The organism is Neobacillus niacini NBRC 15566 (assembly GCF_001591505.1).
GTDB classification, from domain to species: Bacteria; Bacillota; Bacilli; order Bacillales; family Cytobacillaceae; genus Neobacillus; species Neobacillus niacini.
The window spans coordinates 1-20,139 of the sequence record NZ_BCVA01000049.1; the positions used below are offsets into that span (position 1 = coordinate 1).

At 37.4% G+C, this 20,139-nt stretch carries 14 protein-coding genes and 1 pseudogene; 2 read left to right on the top strand and 13 right to left on the bottom strand.

Annotated elements, in window-relative coordinates; genetic code table 11:
- Window positions 1–95: 95 nt before the first annotated feature.
- From BANA01_RS24235 to BANA01_RS24250, 4 genes and pseudogenes are all read right to left on the bottom strand, one after another.
- A pseudogene (locus BANA01_RS24235) lies at window positions 96–1,577 on the bottom strand (gluconokinase).
- A gap of 74 nt (window positions 1,578–1,651) precedes the next feature.
- Entirely contained in the window at window positions 1,652–2,452 is an 801-nt protein-coding gene (larE, locus tag BANA01_RS24240; RefSeq protein WP_034673704.1) for an ATP-dependent sacrificial sulfur transferase LarE, read from the bottom strand.
- 77 nt (window positions 2,453–2,529) lie between these two features.
- Window positions 2,530–3,300, bottom strand: a complete 771-nt coding sequence (locus tag BANA01_RS24245) for an SDR family oxidoreductase (RefSeq protein ID WP_034673703.1) — start codon at window positions 3,298–3,300, stop codon at window positions 2,530–2,532.
- Window positions 3,301–3,319: 19 nt separating this feature from the next.
- Complete coding sequence (locus tag BANA01_RS24250) at window positions 3,320–4,588, bottom strand: nickel pincer cofactor-dependent isomerase, group 22 (protein WP_034673700.1); 1,269 nt, start codon at window positions 4,586–4,588, stop codon at window positions 3,320–3,322.
- A 265-nt stretch (window positions 4,589–4,853) separates the two neighbouring features.
- On the opposite strand from BANA01_RS24250, the gene BANA01_RS24255 reads away from it, so the two are divergent.
- Window positions 4,854–6,014: an ROK family transcriptional regulator gene (locus BANA01_RS24255; protein WP_063255009.1), complete on the top strand. Its 1,161-nt coding sequence runs from the start codon at window positions 4,854–4,856 to the stop codon at window positions 6,012–6,014.
- A 404-nt stretch (window positions 6,015–6,418) separates the two neighbouring features.
- Here BANA01_RS24255 and BANA01_RS24260 read toward each other — a convergent pair whose 3' ends face one another.
- From BANA01_RS24260 to uxaC, 8 genes are all read right to left on the bottom strand, one after another.
- Window positions 6,419–7,900: an MFS transporter gene (locus tag BANA01_RS24260; RefSeq protein ID WP_034673706.1), complete on the bottom strand. Its 1,482-nt coding sequence runs from the start codon at window positions 7,898–7,900 to the stop codon at window positions 6,419–6,421.
- A 610-nt stretch (window positions 7,901–8,510) separates the two neighbouring features.
- Window positions 8,511–9,374, bottom strand: a complete 864-nt coding sequence (locus BANA01_RS24265; RefSeq protein WP_063255010.1) for a sugar phosphate isomerase/epimerase family protein — start codon at window positions 9,372–9,374, stop codon at window positions 8,511–8,513.
- Window positions 9,371–10,381, bottom strand: a complete 1,011-nt coding sequence (locus BANA01_RS24270; protein WP_063255011.1) for a Gfo/Idh/MocA family protein — start codon at window positions 10,379–10,381, stop codon at window positions 9,371–9,373. Before BANA01_RS24270 ends, BANA01_RS24265 begins: the two co-directional genes overlap by 4 nt.
- Window positions 10,382–10,447: 66 nt before the next feature.
- A complete protein-coding gene (locus BANA01_RS24275; RefSeq protein ID WP_063255012.1) occupies window positions 10,448–11,608 on the bottom strand; it encodes a Gfo/Idh/MocA family protein in 1,161 nt (386 codons plus the stop codon).
- Window positions 11,609–11,610: 2 nt separating this feature from the next.
- Window positions 11,611–12,498, bottom strand: coding sequence for a sugar phosphate isomerase/epimerase family protein (locus tag BANA01_RS24280; RefSeq protein ID WP_063255013.1), 888 nt, complete (start codon window positions 12,496–12,498; stop codon window positions 11,611–11,613).
- Window positions 12,495–13,394: an AraC family transcriptional regulator gene (locus tag BANA01_RS24285; RefSeq protein ID WP_169803743.1), complete on the bottom strand. Its 900-nt coding sequence runs from the start codon at window positions 13,392–13,394 to the stop codon at window positions 12,495–12,497. Before BANA01_RS24285 ends, BANA01_RS24280 begins: the two co-directional genes overlap by 4 nt.
- Before the next feature lie 270 nt (window positions 13,395–13,664).
- Complete coding sequence (gndA, locus tag BANA01_RS24290; RefSeq protein WP_063255015.1) at window positions 13,665–15,077, bottom strand: NADP-dependent phosphogluconate dehydrogenase; 1,413 nt, start codon at window positions 15,075–15,077, stop codon at window positions 13,665–13,667.
- A 271-nt stretch (window positions 15,078–15,348) separates the two neighbouring features.
- Entirely contained in the window at window positions 15,349–16,752 is a 1,404-nt protein-coding gene (gene uxaC, locus BANA01_RS24295; protein ID WP_063255016.1) for a glucuronate isomerase, read from the bottom strand.
- Window positions 16,753–16,991: 239 nt separating this feature from the next.
- On the opposite strand from uxaC, the gene BANA01_RS24300 reads away from it, so the two are divergent.
- Window positions 16,992–18,188 (top strand): ROK family transcriptional regulator, encoded by a 1,197-nt coding sequence (locus tag BANA01_RS24300; protein ID WP_063255017.1) that lies wholly within the window; start codon window positions 16,992–16,994, stop codon window positions 18,186–18,188.
- 458 nt (window positions 18,189–18,646) lie between these two features.
- Here BANA01_RS24300 and BANA01_RS24305 read toward each other — a convergent pair whose 3' ends face one another.
- Entirely contained in the window at window positions 18,647–20,053 is a 1,407-nt protein-coding gene (locus BANA01_RS24305) for an MFS transporter (protein WP_063255018.1), read from the bottom strand.
- Window positions 20,054–20,139 lie beyond the last annotated feature (86 nt).

Below are 20,139 nucleotides of genomic sequence, written 5' to 3' on the forward strand. Positions count from 1 at the left end.
TTGGTTTCTTTACACGATTTGTCCTCAAGACCCCTTATTGAGCACTAATCCCCACTCACTAATAACACGATTTGTCCTCAAGCTGCAACTCTCTTTTAGAAATACTTCACCATATCCTTAGCAAGCTTTTCATAATTTTCATAAAGAGCTTTATACACTTTACTTTTTTCCTTATTAGGCAACACTGGATCACCCATTGGGATATTCTTTTTGATATCTTCAAAAGAATCTACTTTGCCAATGCCTACGAGAGCGGTCCATGCTGCTCCCCATGCGGCGCTGTGATGGCTTTCAGATACATAAATCTCCGCTTCAAAGATGTCAGCCATCATTTGCAGCCATAATGGTGATCTCGCCAAGCCGCCGTTAACCTAGATTTTTTCAGGCTCACCCGCTAATCTTTCCAGTGCTTTTCCAATTTGATAGAGATTGAACGTTATCCCTTCAAGAACAGCTCGGATAAAATGCTCTTTTTTATGAGTGATTGAAACTCCGTAAAAATTACCTTTGGCCTTTTGATTCCATACGGGTGCTCTTTCCCCATTTAGATAAGGCAGAAACAGGATACCCTCTGCACCAGGTGCTACCTTTTCTGCGTCCCCTAAGAATTCAGTAAAATCTCTTTGGTCATTTAAAAGATCTTTTAACCATTGTAAGACGATGCCGCCATTATTAGTCGGTCCGCCTACAATCGTTGAATCAGCTGTAAAGGAGTAACAGAAAGTTTCTTGATTTTCATCAATTTTTACACCTTTATTGATTTGTCTAATCGCGCCGCTTGTCCCAACGGAAACAGCCACTTCTCCAGGCAAAATAGCGCCAATTCCCAGGTTTGCCAATTGGCCGTCTGCCGCACCCATTACAAATGGCATTCCTTGATTAATTCCCATTTCATCAGCAATTTCTCTTGTTAGCCCAGACAACACTTTTGTTGGAGGGACAATTTCAGAAAGCTGTTCCCTGGTGATTCCAGTCAACTCTAATAATTCAGGCTCCCAATCCAACGATGCAGGATTAAATAAACCTGTAGCAGAAGCCATTGAATAATCAATGACTCTTTGACCAAACCAGCATTGGAGTAAATATTCCTTTATGGACATAAAATATGCAGCTTCTTTATAAGGCTGATAGTTTGTTTCTTTCATCCACAAAAGCTTATTAAATGGAGTCATCGGGTGAATAGGTGTGCCTGTTTTTGCATATACACTGCTCCCAATCGTTCCTTTTACTTCTTCTGCTTGGGCGTAGCTTCTTCCATCTGCCCAAATGAGCGCAGGAGAAATTGGGCTGCCCTTTTCATCCACACAAAGAAGTGAATGCATCGCAGCTGAAAAACCAAGAGCAATTAACTCATCTTTACTAATCTCAGCTTTTTCAATGACTTCCTTGATTGCCTGTACTGCAGAACGTTCAATTTCAATTGCGTCTTGTTCCGACCAGCCTGGCTCTGGATAATGAAAGCTGTTCATTTTCTCCGTTTCTGCTATTAGTTTTCCTTTGATATCAAATATACACGCTTTTACGCTGGTAGTTCCGATATCTAGTCCCATTACGAACTCTCTTGACATACGATTCATCTTCCTTTTCAACTATCAATGTTGTCATTTATGTTAGAAAAGGCTTTGGAAAGTTCCAAAGCCTTCTTTTTTTATTACGATAACACCTTGTTCATACTTCCGCTCTGATATCCTAGCAAATCCAAAGTAATATACTTATACCCATACTCTTGGAGTTCTCGTACAATGGAATCATGATTTTCTAGAACGATTTTCATATCATTAGGTTCTACTTCAATTCTAGCGATTTCATCATGCGTACGAACGCGTACTTGGCGAATATGGAGACTTTTTAAAAAGCTTTCTGCCCGCTCAACCTTTGTCAGCTTTTCCTTTGTAATATATTCACCGTAAGCAATCCTTGAGGATAGGCAGGCAAAGGATGGTTTATCCCATGTAGGCAAATCAAACTGCTGTGAAAGCTCTCTGATTTCTTGTTTAAACAAATTTGCCTCTAATAAAGGGCCACGTATCCCCTTCTCCTTCGCTGCTTGCATTCCTGGTCGGTGTTCATTCATATCATCAGCAATAACTCCATAAATGACATTATGGAATCCCTTTTCTTCCATTACCGGAATTAAATGATCAAATAAACTGCTTTTACAAAAGTAACAACGATTTTTGTTATTCTCTGCATAACCAGGAATGGCCAATTCAGATGTTTCAATGACTTGGTGCTTAACGCCGATTTTTTCAGCTAACACCCTTGCCTCTTCCAGCTCGCTAGAAGGATACGTTTCTGAATCTGCTGTGACCGCTAAGACATGATCTTCCCCTAATGTGTCTACAGCTGCTTTTAGTAAAAATGTACTATCTACACCACCTGAGAATGCTACAACGACTGATTCCATGTCACGGAGAATAGACTGTAATTTATTATATTTCTCTGTTAGCAAGGTCTCATCTCCCCACGTACTATCTGAATAATCCACTATTTAACATATTAAATGGACAGTAACCATATGTCCAAGAATTAAATTGTCATAGCTCCAAATCCGCCGTCAACACGGAGTAATGCTCCTGTTACAAAACTTGAAGCTTTATCTGATGCAAGGAAAACAGTAGCTCCTTGAAGTTCTTCTGCTTCTCCAAAGCGATTCATTGGGGTATGACCCATGATGGATTCAATTCTTTCTTTGTCTAAAATTTTACGGTTTTGTTCTGCTGGGAAAAATCCTGGAATAATGGCATTTACACGAATTCCACTAGTAGCGAATTCACGTGCTAAGAACTGAGTCACGCTATTAAGACCAGCTTTTGAAACAGAATACGTAAATACTCTTGATAATGGAGTTGTAGAAGACACAGATGAAATATTAATAATACTTCCTTTTCTTTCTTGTTCAATCATGCGTTTCGCAAAGATTTGGCAAGTCATTACAATTCCCTTTAAGTTAATATCCATAATTTTATCGTATTCGTCCATGTCTAAATCAAAAAATGGTGTTGGGCTGTTTGTTCCTGGAGCATTCAATAGAATATCCCAGCCGCCAGACCATTGCTCAATATCATTTGCAACTTTTACTAAAGAATCCTTTGAGCTTACGTCTGCTGAGAACGCTTTTGCTTCTCCGCCATTTTCTACGATTTCTTTCACGACCTTTTCTGCAGTTTCTAAGTTACGGCCAACGATTGCCACTTTCGCCCCGTGTTCAGCCAAGCCTTTTGCCATTGCTGAACCTAGTACACCATTTCCTCCAATTGCTACTGCGGTTTTACCTGTTAAATCGAATAAGTTTGTCATGTTTCAACTCTCCCTAGTTTTAATATAAGTTTCCTTTTTCATCGAATGGAAGTTCATAAAGTTCTGAAATCAGCTCCATGTTTGGATGCTGCTTTACATATTCAACCAATGCTTCTGATACTTCAATCTCACTTAACTCTAATGTATTTTTAATGCGAACCATTTTAACTTTTGTAAAATCTAAGATATTACTTGTTTTAACGGCCGCTTGTATCGCTTCACGATCGTTTGGTAAGGTCGTGGCAATTTTTGTTGGTGCTACAACAGTAGAAGTTAACCCGTTTGCATAGGTTACCTCAAGGTCCATACGGTCCACTAAACGCTGGGTTGTAAAATCAGCAGTTCCGACACCATTGGCATTTCCCTCTGTCTGCGGCGTTAATCCAAGGACGACCATTTTGTTTACATCTGGTCCTCCGTGGGCATATGGAGTTGGGTATCTACCAGTAATATTCGGATCCATTCCATCACCAGAGATATTTTTACCAATCTGATCAATGACAAGAACCTCTAATTGTTCAAAGAACAGCTTTGGTAATAATTCTTTTGCCTTAGCCTGTAAGTCTGCTTCTCTCTCAATAATTTCCTCAGGAGAAAGCACATCCACCACAGCAATTTTATCAAAGGCGTTTTCGATCGTTGCCACACCAAAAAGTAATGGCTTTTTCTCCATAATCATTTTTGCCATCGCTGGTACGTTTTCTGCCATATATTTAAAGCCTAGCTGGTGGCAGGCTTCGGCACCTCTCTGTTTCCCTAACCCAATACTGATCATTTTCATAATGCCGCTTTCAACCGGACCCCTAAAAGCCGTATGGGGCTTCACACGATTGATGACGACGATGCCATCTGCATCTGAAGCATACTTATCAACGTAAACAGGAAGCCCATTTGGCAGTTCTCCAATTTTCACTACTTCCATAGAAGAGCGAATTTCACAGCCTGCACTTTCTTCTGTTACGCCAAGATGAGCTAGAACCTCTCGCTGCCCTTCTGCAGTTGCGCCGCCATGACTTCCCATGCTCGGTACGATAAATGGCTTGGCTCCTAAATCTTTTAAAAACTTCACCGTTACGGCAGTTAATTCAACAAGGCGGTCAAGACCACGGCTTCCAACTGCCACCGCAATTTCCATTCCAGGTTGAATTTTTGCTTTTATATGTTCTTGTTGTAGCTTTTCCATCAAAATTGGCTCTAGATCATTAATCTTTTTATCATCAAACTTCACTTTAACTTTTGCCATCTTTGGTACTGGAATGTCTTTCAATAAATCTTGTAAAATGCCCATTACTATTCTCACTCCTTTTATATATTAAGTATCTCACAGGGAATTATATTCCATGTATGGAAATACACCAAATCATCCACCTGTAATCCCTTTCAAATTCCCTTATGTAAAAATAAATTATCAAAACTAATTTAATTTGTTTACCAAACAAACTAATTACCTGTATAATATCATTATGGATGGTTTCCGTCAATGAATATGCAAACCTGCATACGAAAAAATATTGATCTTTTTTATTTGAAATTTAGGAAAGGAAGTGATTGATATGGTCACTGGCGATGCTTCATATATTAAAAAGATTAATCGATCTTTAATTATCAGTAAAATAATTGAACATGGCATGATATCAAGAGCAGACTTAGCAAAGATTACCGGCTTAAACAAAGCTACTATATCTGTACAGGCAGCAGAATTATTAGCAGAAGACTTACTTATAGAAACCCAGCAAGAACATAAAAATCTAGGAAGACGACCTATTATGCTATCGATTAACCGTCAAGCAGGATATTCTTTAGGAATCGACCTGGATAAGAGTGTCATAACATTCACTTTATCTGATTTAAGCGGTTTGGCACTGGACACACATTCTATCGAAATAAAATCATCTGATTACAATCTCATCCTAGAAATGTTAGCGAACCAGATTTCACACTATAAGGAAAGATGTTCTCATGCACCCTATGGGCTAATTGGTGTTGTCATTGGAATTCATGGTATCGTTAATAACGATGAAACCATTTATTTTGTCCCGCGCCATCAATGGAAGAACAAAAATTTAAAGGTAGATTTGCAAAATGAAACCGGTGTCAATATATATATAGAAAATAACGCTAATCTATGTTCGTTTGCAGAAATCGTCTATAAACATTACCAAAGTGAAAACTTACTATCAGTTAGTTTGTATTCAGGGATTGGTCTAGGAATTATGGTAAATAGTAAATTACTAAAAGGCTGCGATGGCTATGCCGGTGAAATTGGTCATATGATTATTGTACCTGATGGTCTTCCTTGCCGCTGCGGGAATCTAGGCTGCTGGGAACAATACGCTTCGGAATCAAGCTTTATGAAGCGATTAGCAAAAAGTCATCATAAAGAACATATCTCCTATAAGGAAATTTATGATTGGTTAATAGAACAAGATCCCGTTACGTATACGTTAATGAAAGAGTATATTAAGTTTCTTTCTTATGGTCTTAACAATATTATCAATCTTTATAATCCAGAGATTTTAGTGATTAATAGCGAATTGCTCCGATTGTATCCGAATGCATTAGAAGAAATCAAAGCACACTTAACTTCCACAGTGGGCCAATATCGAAAACTGCAGATTTCAGAATTTGGTAAAAATGCTTGTAGTATGGGAGCCTGTGCCTTAGCGATTAAGAACTTCTTAGAAGTGAAAGAGTTAAGTTTATCCATTGATTAATACAATAGAGAAAAGAGTGTTACCCTCAGTAACTGAGGTATTCTTTCATGTAAATGCTTTCCAAAATTGTAAAACCGTGAAAATGGAAGAAAAGCTGAGAAAAGGTAAGTAAATGGCAGATGATACACGTTTTCATTAACATTGTTCTCGTTTTCATTGTCTTTGTTTCCGTTTTCAGCAGCGTTGTGAAAAATCTCTAAATACTTGATAATAAGAGTATCAAATCACTGGAGGTTAACCACATGAAAAAATTCATATTAACATTAATTGAGAAGTTTGAGAAGACAGATTACTTACCATTCGATACACACGAACCAATCCTAACCAATTCACGTAAATAAAATGTGGATTGGTTTTTTTATGCAAAAAAACCCTAGCAATATGCCAGGGTCGATATAGTTTGATTATGATATAGCAGAAATATTGTCATTCTTTCCTTTTGTTTTTTTAATTTCTGCAATACCTGCTTGAATTTTTTCCATTTCTTTATGATCTAGTTTATAGAATTTCATTGCTGTAATTGATACCAACAAACATAGTGCTGGTAAACCGAATGCTAGTATTAAGGTAACAACAAACAATGGTGTGGTTAACGCTTCCCCAACCTCAGGGAATTTTTCTTTGTAACCAATGAAACCTACCACTACACCTACAATGGTTGGAGCTAAAGATGAAACGAGCTGGTCAATAAATGAGAAAATCGTGCCCATCATACCGGGTACATACCGTCCAGATTTATGTGTTTCATAGTCCGAAACATCGGCAATCATAGGAACAACAAGCGTTGTTGGAATACTAGCAAATCCAATTGCTAATGAATACAAGGCTAAGAATAATATCGTCGAAATTCCAATATTAGATAGTGAAACCGATGCAGGATCAATTAATAAGAATAGTGCAATTAATGCGGCGTAAGAAAGCATTCCAATCCAGGCAGAAGTAACATAGGATTTCTTTAAACCTGTCTTTCTTGCAATTCCAACTACTAAGAAAGTAATCAATAGTGTCGGTACTAGTGTAATAAGACCAATTTTTCCACTTAATGCGTAATCGCCTAGCAAAATACCAAATAACATAACTCCGACTACAGAATAACGACCGATACTCGTTGCTAGTTTATCAAAAGACGCGGAAAGGGAAAGCAATTGTAATTGTTTGTTTCCTTTGATAACACCCCAATATTCACGAAGAGTTGTTTGTGTTCCTTCTTCTGCTAATCCATAGTATTCCTTCTTATCTTTTGACCAAATACCTACGATTGCTAGTACCGCAAATACTGCTGATAGAAATAAGCCATATCCATTTAATTCCGTGAATAAACCAAGATTAAATCCGCCATGCTTTGCAACTAGGACAGCCGAAACCCAAATTTGCCCGCCAGTGAAAAGTGCTGCATTATAAACTCCATCAAAAATTGCATATAATGGGCGCTGCTTTGGATTATTTGTTAAAACTGTTTGCGCAGCCTTGGTAACACTTGTTTGCAATGAATAACCAATTTTATTTACGATTAACATCGAAGTAAAGAAAAGAAATTGTGCAGACTCTGGTAAATGATGCGTTACATTATAGATTATTAGGATTGTACCTGCTGAAATGATATTTCCTAAAACAATTAACGGCGTAAACTTACCAAATTTCCCCTCTGTTTTATCGATGATGTAGCCAATTGCCGGATCGATAATACCATCGAATAACCGTGCTGCCATTAATAATGAACTTACCACCATAACCGCTAGTCCAGCGATTCCAGTTGCATAATACGTAACAAAACCTAATACAAATAAATGAAGATTTGATGAAGTATTATTTAAAGTAAACAAACCTATTTGCCATAATTTTGCAGTGTTGTATTGATCCCCTTTTTCAACTTTTACATTTGACATGATTTCGCCCCCTCTTAGTTAACCGCTTTCATTATTTCTAATATTAAAAAAGTTCTCCATCCAATTATCCCCTGTTTAAAATAACGATCTATTTTCGTCTAAAAATGTCCCCTTTTACTTGCCACTCCTTTCCATGAAACCCCTTTCATTTTCTAATAAAAAAATAAAATTGCTAGAAAACTATTATTCTATTTTTTAATTAGTTTAATGAACTAATTATTATAGTAAGAATAACATCTCTGCTATTCATAGTCAATAAGTTTTTAATTTTCTAAATTTTTTGTTGATAGTATACCATTTTTCCGTAAGAATATACCTACAAGGCTATAAATGTACCAAATTTCACCGAAACAAAAAAGGCGGTGAAATCTTACTGCATTTTTGTTTTTTATTTTTTCACTATATTAAAAACAAATCAGCATCTCTTTATTTACATACTGTAATTATATTGTACCGAGATACAATAATCATTCTCTGAACGTGCTTTATAATTCTAATTTTTTAACTCATATTGTTTTCTATTGATAAAACAAATATTTCATCGGTATTATTTCAGCACAAAAGGCAGTGGATATCCACTGCCTTTTGGGTATATTCCTATTTAACTATATTAGAACCAGTCAGCGAATCCTAGTTCTCTTAAATGGTTAGCTGAAACTTCCAGGCATTCAAATGGGTCACGTCCATAGGTATCGTCTTGTTCTACAAAGAAATACTGTACTCCACTCTCAAGTCCTGCTTCTATGATTGGTTTGAGATCAAGGTTTCCTTCACCAAGTTCTGCAAATTGAATCGTATTCGTAAATCTGTCAAAGAATTTACCCATATCCTTCTGGAAGTCAATATCGGTTAAATCCATTTGTCCGATTCGATAATCCTTTAAGTGTAAAAGTGAAATACGGCCGGTATATCCTTTCACAAAGTCTGCAGGATTGACACCTGCTCTGTGAATCCAGTGAACATCTAATTCAAATCCAAGTTTAGTGGTGTTGTTTTTAATAATATCCAATAAATACTCACCATCAAATTTTTGGAATTCTAAATGGTGTGTATGGTAATACAATTCAATTCCATGCTCAGCTAATCTGTGAGCCATCTCTTCGGCCTTGTTGATAAATTCCATTATTGAATCTTTATTCCCCATAGCCATTAACGGCATCATGCCGATTCGCAAATAATTACAATCAAGTGTCTTGCAATCGTTTACGATTTTTTCAAAATCACTTGTCAATGTCTCACCAGGCATTCCAGGAAGCATTGGCTCTACCGCAGCAGACATAGCCGCAATCTTAATATCAAAATCTTGGCTCGCCCTTTTTATCTCCGCTACGTTCTCAGCTGTCATTGGGATTTGAGAAACTTCAACAGCGTGATAACCAAGCTCACTTACTTTTCTCATTGTTTCATAGGCACCTAGCTCTTCAACCTTATTCTTGAGCATCATCATTTGAACGCCGATTTTTCCCTTTGTCATTGTAATACCTCCATTTGTATTGATTGTTTTTTCTCAGATGACAGGTGAATCGCATCAATAATCGCAATGGATGCAAGTGCATCTATTGCATGAATATAGTCATCTGTGTTTTCGCTAATAGCGGAATAGAATTGATTAATAGTTTTTGCATGGCTGGCTCCATAATAATGTTTCGAACCCGGCAGCTTGGCATCCTCCATTAATTCTTCTTTTTCCCCTGCTTCATTCACTCTAGTCAGGATGCTATCTTTGATGATGAATCTTTCTTTTTCCAAAAGCACTTCCAGTTCTACACTAGAATTATCTGCATTTGCATTCGTAGCGAAGAATAGTCCCTTAGCACCATTCTTAAACTGGATACGGGCGGAAGCAGTATCTTCCACTTCGATGTTATAATCCAATAGCTGATCAACTGAACCTCTAATTGATTCAATTTCACCGCCAACCAGCTGCATAAGGTCTAAGGTATGCAGCGCTTGATTGATCATTACTCCACCACCGGCATATCTCCACTGCCCGCGCCACGGCTGGACGTCATAGTATTCTTTTGGTCTAAACCATGCTACTAGACCCTTAACCCCTATAATAGGACCATATTCACCAGTGCTAATAATCTCTTGAAGTTTTTCGAATGATTCATTGTTGCGATTTTGCAGGCAGACACCGATTTTGATGTTTTTGTATTTTTCCTCTAACTGAACCAGAGCACGCCCTTCTTCAGTGTTCAGGCCCAACGGTTTTTCTAGAAAAACATTTATACCTTTTTCCACACATGCCTTTGTAACAGGGTAGTGCAGATAATGGGGCAGACAGATATGAACACAATCCAATTCTTCATTTTCTAGCATTGTTTCATAGTTACTGTAAAAGTTTGCTCCTGGTACTGAATTTGATAAGGTTTCGTTATTATCACAGACAGCCACCAACTGAGCATTTGGGTTTGCTTTTATCGCTGGAATATGGATATGTGAAATCGTTCCCAGCCCTATAACTGCAACTTTCAGCATTTGCTTCTCCCCTTTTTTGAAACGAACTCAAAGCTTATAGCGATGAGTTCGTTTCCATGTGGTTGTTTACTTTCTAACTGGATATTTACCTTCTTCGGCAATGCGTTTATTTAATTCTTCTAAGAATAAATCTTCATCAAATGGTACTTCGATTTCCTTGCCTAACCAGCTTGATAAGTGCATAGCATTTGCAAGTCTAACACCATTAATACCGTCGCTGCCTGGTGCTAATAATGGTGTACCTTCAACGATCGCTGAAGCAAAGTCTTCTAATACAGCAATGTGTTGTTGTCCCCATACATTGCCAAAATCAAGTACTTCCTCAGTGAATATATCACCAGCTCCGCCGCCCATAAACAGCTTCATAACATCTGACATATCCATGGAATCGCTCATTTCCCTCTCAGATTGTTTCAGGCGCTTGATGGTAACTTTCTTACTATCGTCTACTACAATTTTTCCTTTATCGCCATGAATTTCTAAACGGTCTGTTCCTACTACATCGTGTGTCTTCGTTACAAATACACCAGTAGCGCCATTTCCATAATCAAATACTGCCGTTACATCGTCTTCAACCACAATATCTCTTTGATAGCCGAAGTTTAATTTTGCATAAACCTTTTTCGGCATCCCGCAAATCCATTGAAGCAAGTCAATTTGGTGTGGAGCTTGGTTTACAAGGACACCGCCGCCTTCTCCGCCCCAAGTTGCTCTCCATTCACTTTGGTTATAGTACCCTTGAGGTCTCCACCATGTAGTGATAATCCAGTTAGTACTGCGAATGCTGCCGATTTCACCATTATCAATGATTTCTTTCACTTTTTTATAAAGTGGATTTGTACGCTGGTTAAAGAAGATGGCAAACTTAAGCTCAGGCTTAGTTGCTGCAAAGTCGTTTAACTCTTTCACTTGTTTTGTATAAACACCAGCTGGTTTTTCCACTAATGCATGAATGTCTCTTTTTAGTGCTTCAATTCCCATTTCAGGGTGCAGGTAATGCGGAACAGTTGTCACAACTGCATCAACATCACCACTTTCAAGCATATCGATATAATTATCATAGAAAGGAACACCCGGATACTTTTCTTCTGCTACTTGTTTTTTCGCAGGATCATTATCACAGATTGCACCAATCACCATGTTTTTCACTTTACCTTCAGCGATGAAATTAGCGTACATACCACCTTCTGCACCTAATCCAATAATTCCTAATCTTACATCTGCCATAATTAAATCTCCTCGCTTTCAATTTTTTTAAGAATGTCTAAAAGTGCTTCATATTGAAGCTTATAGCCGCCGGCACCATCCAGCCCTTTGTTGTCCTTTATGATCTCAGTCGCATCTTCAAGCTCTAAATCTTTTAGAGAATCAAAGAGAACGAGATGTGGCTCTAGAGTTAAAAAGCCTTTATAGCCGCTCTTAATAAACTGAGCTAACAATTCAGGTATTTTCCCTTCACCAGTCCCACAGACAACGTTTTGGCTATCAGTTGTTACAGCATCCTTTATGTGTATATAAACAATCTCATCTTTTAAGAGATCGTAACACTCCTGTGTATCCTCACCACACTGAACGAAATTCGCAAAGTCAAAGATTCCCTTAAAGTATGGAGAACCTACTTCTGTTAAAATTTCATGACAGCGTCTTCCGATATCACCAAAGATATCCTTTTCATTTTCATGCAGCAAGATTACATTGTATTTTTCTGCAATGGCAGCAAAATCTTTCAACTTGCTGACAACTTGACTGCGATATGGATCCGCATCCTCACCCTTAGGAATATAGAAGCTGAAAATCCGCATATACTTGCAATCAAGCAGATTGCTGATTTGGCAAAGCGTGTCCAACATAAGTTTTTGCTTTTCAAAGCCTTCTTCATCATTGATGAAGACTTTACCAATTGGTGAACCAATCGATGAAACACCAATTCCAGCTTTTTGCAGCCTTGGCTGTACCGTTTCTTTGATTTCATCAACAGTAAAATCACCAATATTCTTGCCATCAATTCCACGTAACGATATATATTTCATCCCTAAATTAGATACCACTTCAAGCTGGGTATCAAAGTCAGATGAGATTTCATCTGAAAATCCCGAAATTAATAAATCTTGATTCATTTATTCTTTTCCTCCTTATTCCCAGGAATATGGCTATTAAGCTTCGTTTTACGATATTGCGATGGAGTGGTTCCAACCTTCTCTTTAAAAAAACGACTGAAATGTGCTACGCTTTCAAAGCCTGTTGCACGAGCAACTTCTGTTAGCGATTGATCAGGCTCCATTTCCAACAAATACTTTACCTGATTAAGCCGGCAAGCCATCACATATTCCATCACCGTAAAGCCAGTAACTTCCTTAAAAATATGTGAAGCATAATACTTACTCAAACTTAGCTCCTCTGCAATTCTGTCTAAACTAACTTTTTCTGCATAATGATCATTAATCCAAGAAGCAATGGACTCGGCATGAAGCTCCTTTTCTGACCTTTTACTCGTTACTTGAGACAATTCTTTTTGACTCATTTTATAAATGCCCATCAATAATTGAATCAACTCAAGCTTTACTTCAGCTTCTAGAAGCTCATTTTTCTTACCTGTCCGCTGCATTTCTTCATCAATATCACTAAGTGAACGGGCTATTTCCTTTATCCTGCCGTCAACAAATTGTCCAAATTCATCATAGCCTGTACGAAGAAAGCAATTATGAAGTTTTTTAAACGGGTCTAACAGATTAGGGATTCCAAGTCCATTTAATGATTCCTGCAGCCATAAAGGTGAAAAGTGAAGCATACTTCTTGTATACGTACTGTCTGTTCCTGGATTGGCTTTATGCAAAGTCATCCCATCCAATAGGATAATATCACCAGGCTGTAATTCGTAAATCCGATTATTAATTAAATATTTACAATCGCCTGAGTGAAAAAAATAAATCTCATATTCTTGATGTGAGTGAAAATTAAAGTTGTAAAAGTCAACACCTTGAACACGGTAGAAACCATATATCCACTCATCCATTATTCTTTTTTTCAATGAAGAGTTAGTTAACTTTCCCACTGCTTTCACACCCTTATAAGTAAGCGTTAACATCTTAATTTGTTAACTGACCTTATTTATATTATATTGCAGGTATAATCAAAATACATTCTCTAAAAATGCTCAAAAATATATAATATTTGACTGATATTGCTTTCTGTTCTTGATTTTTAGACAAACAAAAAAAGGAGACAATTACAGCGTTTAGTGCTAGTTTTTGTCTCCTTTTGCAGTTGGTTTTCTACTAAACCATTATTCCATCCAATTTGTGTGGAATACTCCTTCTTTATCAATACGTTGATACGTATGTGCTCCAAAATAGTCGCGTTGTGCTTGAAGCAGGTTCGCTGGAAGTGTTTCAGTACGATAGCTGTCATAGTAAGCAATTGCACTAGCAAATGATGGAACTGGGATTCCACGTTCAATTGCTACAGCAAGAACTTGACGTAATGGCTGCTGATAATTTTCAACGATTTCTTTAAAGTATGGATCTAATAATAAGTTTCTTAATTCAGGATCACGGTCATAAGCGTCCTTAATTTTTTGTAAGAATTGTGCACGAATGATACATCCGCCGCGGAAGATCATTGCGATATCGCCGTAACGAAGATTCCAATCGTATTCTTCAGACGCTGCACGCATTTGTGCAAAACCTTGTGCATAAGAAACAATTTTACTCATATAAAGTGCTTTACGAACCGCTTCGATTAACTCTTCTTTATTACCTTCAAAAGCCTTAACTTCTGGTCCATTAAGAACCTTGCTTGCCTTAATACGCTCATCCTTCATAGCAGAAATAAAGCGGGCAAATACGGATTCAGTGATAATTGGAAGTGGAACTCCTAAATCAAGTGCATTTTGACTTGTCCATTTTCCAGTACCTTTTTGACCAGCAGTATCTAAAATCAAGTCAACCATAGGCTTACCTGTTTCTTCATCCACTTTTGTGAAGATATCTGCAGTGATTTCAATCAAATAGCTGTCTAATTCGCCTTTATTCCATTCTGCAAAGACCTCATGAAGCTCTTTCGCATCTAAACCTAGTACATTTTTCAGAATAAAATAAGCTTCACAGATTAACTGCATATCTCCGTATTCGATTCCGTTATGAACCATTTTTACATAGTGGCCAGCACCATTTGGACCGATATATGTACAGCAAGGGTCACCTTCCACTTTTGCAGAAATTGCTTCAAGAATCGGCTGAACAAGCTCATAAGCTTCCTTTTTACCTCCAGGCATGATAGAAGGACCTTTTAACGCGCCTTCCTCTCCACCTGAAACTCCAGTTCCGATGAAATGGAATCCTGCTGTTTCTAGTTCTTTATTACGTCTGATTGTATCTTGGAAGAATGTATTTCCTCCATCGATTAAGATATCGCCTTCTTCAAGAAATGGCTTTAAAGAGTCGATGGTCGCATCTGTTGCAGTACCCGCTTTAACCATTAACAAAATTTTGCGAGGTTTTTCTAAAGAGTTAACGAATTCTTCAACTGTTTTAGCACCAACAAAGTTCTTTCCTTCCGCTTCGTTCTTTAGAAATTCTTCTGTTTTGTCATAAGAACGGTTGAAAACAGCTACGGAATAACCACGGCTTTCAATATTTAAAGCAAGGTTCTTACCCATAACTGCCAAACCTACGACACCAATTTGTTGTTTAGTCATTTTTATCCCTCTTTCTTCTTGATCTTGTTAGATAAATTTTATTCTTAGTTTAAGTTTGGAACTGCCGTTCAGCACTTCCTTCACTCATAACATTCATAATAACGATTAACGAATAGAACATCAATTATTTCGGTAATTTTTGCCTGCGCCCTTATGCGAAAAAATTTCTTTCCACTTTAGCTTGCTCAATAAAATAAAATTAACACTTTATTCTATGTATGTAAGGGGGATGCCCTTTTAAAGGCGCCCCTTAATCCAGCACATCTACACTCTAGCGTTGTAAAAAGTATTTTTCTGCGTTATGGTAGCCAATATTTCTAACCATTTGCTCAAGGAATTCCATATCATTAGGTGCCAGCCCTCTATCAACCCAATCACCCAATAGGTTGCAAAGAATACGACGGAAGTATTCATGACGTGCATACGATAGGAAACTGCGTGAATCTGTCAGCATTCCAATAAAATGGCTCAACAGACCTACATTTGCAAGATCTTTCATTTGTCTTTCCATTCCATCGATATGGTCGTTAAACCACCAGCCGGAACCAAACTGAATTTTACCCGGAACGCCTTCTTCATAGAAGTTCCCCATCATACCCGCGAGGACAGGATTGTCTTTAGAGTTGAGGTTGAATAATACCGTTCTTGGTAACGCATTTTGCTGCTCAAGCGTATCAAGGAATCGAGACACACCTTCAGCAAAATTTGATTCACCTACAGAATCAAAGCCTGTGTCAGGACCAATAAGCTCTTTCATTTTGGTATTGTTATTTCTTAGTGCACCCATATGAAGCTGCATGACCCACTGTTTTCCAGCATACATTTTTCCAAGCTCTGTTAAGAGGAACCAACGATATGCAATTAATTCCTCATTAGGAAGCTGTTCACCATTCAAACCTTTTTTGAAGATAACTTCAATCTCTTCTTTTGTTGTTTCAACATATTCCATTTTTTGAATATCATGGTCTGATGCACGGCCGCCATTTTCATGGAAGAAATCAACGCGCTGCTGAAGAGCATTCAAAAAGCCGTCGAGTGAATCTACTTTAACTCCAGAAACCTCTTCTAATTTTTCAATCCAGCTGCCAAATGTAGGACGCTCGATGAAAAGCGCTCCATCTGGGCGGAATGTTGGTGCGATGATTGGAGTAAAGCTTTCGTCATTCTTTAATAAACGATGATATTCTAATGTTGAATTAGGGTCATCAGTTGTTCCAATAAACTTAACATTTGATTTCGCAATAAATGCTCGAGCTGTATAATCAGAAGATTTTAGTTTTTCATTACATTCATCGTAAATTTCACGTGCAGTTGTTGGGCTTAGTAATTTTTCAATGCCAAAGAACATTTTTAACTCCATGTGAGTCCAATGATAAAGCGGGTTACCAATCAGATGTGGTACAGTTTCTGCCCAAGCAGCAAATTTCTCCCAATCTGAAGCATTACCAGTAATATATTCCTCACCAATACCGTGGATACGCATAGTACGCCATTTATAATGGTCTCCACCCAGCCATAATTGTGTAATATTCTCATATGACTTATTTTCCCATACCTCTTGTGGATCAAGGTGACAGTGGAAGTCAAAAATCGGCAGCCCTTCCGCTGCATTTTCATATAATTTAATGGATGTTTCTGTATCTAGCAAGAAGTCTTTGTCTAAAAAGTTTTTCATTCGATACCCTCCAATTACAACTATTTTCTGTAAACCCTTACAAATTTATTAGATAATTTCATAAAAAAAGATTCTCTTAATTTGTTTAGTAAACAAATTAAATACATTACTAACTTATCATGTTTAATTTGTTAAGTCAATTGACAGTTTGTGAATTTTTAAAAATCAACAGAGACCTACAAGAGATAACCTGGTATACTAATGTTATAGTAGAAAAGCTGCCGAAATGGAGGATACAAATGATTACCGGTGACGCGTCATATATAAAAAAAATCAATCGCTCAATTATTCTAAGAGAGATTGTTAAAGAGGGGTTAATTTCTAGAGCAGATTTATCAAAAGTAACAGCACTTACACGTGCAACCATCTCCGCTCAGGTTGCAGATTTAATAGATGAAGGCCTTGTTGTAGAAACACAACTTGAGCATTTTACCGTCGGAAGAAAACCGATTATGCTTTCTTTAAACAGTGAAGCAGGTTATGCTCTTGGCATTGACCTTGATTTTGACCATATTTCGTTTACAGTTTCTAATCTTACAGGAACTCCTATTACCTCTAAAAGAATCGAAACCAATACGACAAACTATAGTGAGATACTGAATCTATTACTAGAGCATATTAAAATGTATAAATCTGAATACGCTTACAGTCAATATGGAATTATCGGAATTGTTATTGCTATTCATGGCTTAGTTGGAAAAGATGAAACGATACATTATGTACCACGCTTACGTTGGAATAACATTGCACTTAAGAGTGATCTTGAAAAACAAATCGACATCAACGTGTATTTAGAAAACAATGCGAATCTAAGTGCTTTTGCTGAAAGAGTTTATGTTCACCATGAAACCGATAACTTATTAGCAGCTACTCTTTATTCTGGTATAGGTTTAGGAATGATGATGAACAACGAGTTCTTTCGAGGACATGATGGTTTTGCTGGTGAGATTGGTCATATGATTGTTGTTCCAAATGGAATTCAATGCAATTGTGGAAATAAAGGCTGCTGGGAAAGATATGCGTCAGAAAATGCTATATTCAGGCATTTATCAGAAACAAGGAATATCCATGCAGTGACATATGAAGATATCCAACGATGGCTTGATGAAGGTGACAAAGAAGTACGTCAATTGATGGAACACTTTATTTACTACCTCTCCATTGGTTTAAATAATATGATCAACATGTACAATCCTGATGTCCTTGTGCTTGATAGTGAGCTCCTGCGGATGTACCCGAATTCTCTCGATAAAATAAGAGAAAATTTGAATTCCTCTATTAGCCATTACCGTGCACTACAGATTTCTTCCATTGGCAGAAACTCTGCTGTTCTTGGAGCTTGTGCACTTGCCATTAAACATTTCTTAGAAGTTCCGATGTTAAATTTAAACTATGATTTTCAGCAAAACAATAAAAATGCAAGCGTTAACATATAGCGTTTAGCTCATTTCTTTGCAAAAGATCCCCTTTTACTATACGAAAGGGGATCTTTTTTACTTTTGGCTCTGTTATAACTAAATGTTGTTATGAAAAAATAAGCGGAGAAATTCCGACTGAATTGCGAAATACCCATATTTTCTTAAATATAAGAGGAGTTTTTCCTTTTATATGACCCAAACCTTTGGATTTTGTCCTATTTAGAGCAGTTAAGCGGAAAATCTCCGCTTATATTAGCCTTTTGAGCTTCCTCATATACATTAAAAGGAAATTCTCCGCCTATGATTTTCCATACCACCATGAAAATCAACAATGAATAATAACAGAGCCTTACTTTTAAAATATTTCTTTCTGTTGTTTAAGCGAACGAGACTCTTCTCTGCCCGCGCATAGCATTCGAACGTAAAAAAAGATAAGATTGTTATGCAACCATAACAATCTTACCTCTAATGAAATTTTAAGCTTTTCTTTTTGCAACTAAATCCATTGCAAGTTGTGCAGTACGTTTTTTGTTTAATGGATATAAGAATACAATCAATAGGAACACGACACCAAGTGTAATTGCAGGTACTAAAGTTGCAAGTGTATGAATTCCTTGTAATGTTTCAGCTGATTGTGCTTCGGCACCCGCATGGTAACCAACTGCCGCAATCGCTGCACCACCAACACCACCAGCAACCGCTTGTCCGATTTTACGTGCCATTGAGTAGATTGAATAAACGGTACCATCTTCTCTAAGACCTGTTAAATACTCGTGATAATCGATTACGTCTGTAACAAACGCCCACACTACAAGGTTAAACACACCATAACCAAACATAGCAACTGTTAATATACCGATAAATTGGGTTGCTGTTAAATTTGGTAGGAAATATAGAACTCCGTATACAAACGCTGCGACTAATAAACCACCCGAAGCCACTTCTTTTTTACCAAATTTCTTAACCAATGGCTGAATAAATGGCATGGCGACAAATACAGCAACTGCTTGCAGAAGACCCACTATACTTAATGCTTTAGCATTCGTGAAATAATCCTTAAATAGATATACGTTAACGGTACCAATTAACATAAAGACAATCATGAATACCAATGCAGCCACAAGGAATACCATTAATGGTTTATTTTTCGTAAGCCCCTTCATGGTTTGGCCAAAATTGACCTTTTCTTTATTTGATTCTTCTATGACAATACGTTCAACAGATAGTTTATAACAGGCAATGTAACAAGCAAGTGCAAGTCCACCGAAAATTAATGCTGCAAGAATGAAGCGATTTGCGTCCGGCTTGTTATTAACGAATAAAATAATGGGTCCAACTACGTTAATAATTAAACCTGCCATTTGACCACCTAACGTTCTCCAGCTTGATAGGGAAGTACGTTCTACAGGATCGCCTGTAATCACTGAAGCCATGGAGCCATATGGAATATTAACAGTTGAATATAATGTTCCCCACACAATATATGTTACATAGGCATAAGCTAGGTAAAACCCTTCCGACATGCCAGGTATCTTTACGAACATCAATATACCCATGATTACAAGTGGAAATGACATTCTTAAAATCCATGGTCTGAATTTTCCTTGAGCAGTTGCCTTTCTCGTATCAATGAAACGACCCCATGTTACGTCGGCAAAAGCATCCCAAAGACGGGCGACCGTGAATAAAAGTCCGACATGAGCAGGATTAATATGAAAAATATCCGTATAAAAAACCATTAAGAATGAGGCGGCTAGGATAAAGAAGAAATCGTTTCCAAAGTCTCCAAACAAGTAACCTAATTTATCTTTAAAACCAAATGGACGTACTGTTTTCCCGCCTGATTGTGGGGATTCTACTTTTTTTTGCAATGCTTGAGCCATTTCTTTACCCTCCCAATAAAATATTCTAAAAAATCATTTCTAGAATGCATGAATTTGTTTTGAAACTATTTTGTGTAACCCCTTAC

Excerpts from the sequence above, each read along its gene's own strand:
- BANA01_RS24245 (WP_034673703.1), bottom strand. The coding sequence starts at position 3,300 with ATGACAAACTTATTCGATTTAACAGGTAAAACCGCAGTAGCAATTGGA.
- BANA01_RS24250 (WP_034673700.1), bottom strand. The coding sequence starts at position 4,588 with ATGGGCATTTTACAAGATTTATTGAAAGACATTCCAGTACCAAAGATG.
- BANA01_RS24255 (WP_063255009.1), top strand. The coding sequence starts at position 4,854 with ATGGTCACTGGCGATGCTTCATATATTAAAAAGATTAATCGATCTTTA.
- BANA01_RS24260 (WP_034673706.1), bottom strand. The coding sequence starts at position 7,900 with ATGTCAAATGTAAAAGTTGAAAAAGGGGATCAATACAACACTGCAAAA.
- BANA01_RS24265 (WP_063255010.1), bottom strand. The coding sequence starts at position 9,374 with ATGACAAAGGGAAAAATCGGCGTTCAAATGATGATGCTCAAGAATAAG.
- BANA01_RS24270 (WP_063255011.1), bottom strand. The coding sequence starts at position 10,381 with ATGCTGAAAGTTGCAGTTATAGGGCTGGGAACGATTTCACATATCCAT.
- BANA01_RS24275 (WP_063255012.1), bottom strand. The coding sequence starts at position 11,608 with ATGGCAGATGTAAGATTAGGAATTATTGGATTAGGTGCAGAAGGTGGT.
- BANA01_RS24280 (WP_063255013.1), bottom strand. The coding sequence starts at position 12,498 with ATGAATCAAGATTTATTAATTTCGGGATTTTCAGATGAAATCTCATCT.
- BANA01_RS24285 (WP_169803743.1), bottom strand. The coding sequence starts at position 13,394 with ATGGATGAGTGGATATATGGTTTCTACCGTGTTCAAGGTGTTGACTTT.
- gndA (WP_063255015.1), bottom strand. The coding sequence starts at position 15,077 with ATGACTAAACAACAAATTGGTGTCGTAGGTTTGGCAGTTATGGGTAAG.
- uxaC (WP_063255016.1), bottom strand. The coding sequence starts at position 16,752 with ATGAAAAACTTTTTAGACAAAGACTTCTTGCTAGATACAGAAACATCC.
- BANA01_RS24300 (WP_063255017.1), top strand. The coding sequence starts at position 16,992 with ATGATTACCGGTGACGCGTCATATATAAAAAAAATCAATCGCTCAATT.
- BANA01_RS24305 (WP_063255018.1), bottom strand. The coding sequence starts at position 20,053 with ATGGCTCAAGCATTGCAAAAAAAAGTAGAATCCCCACAATCAGGCGGG.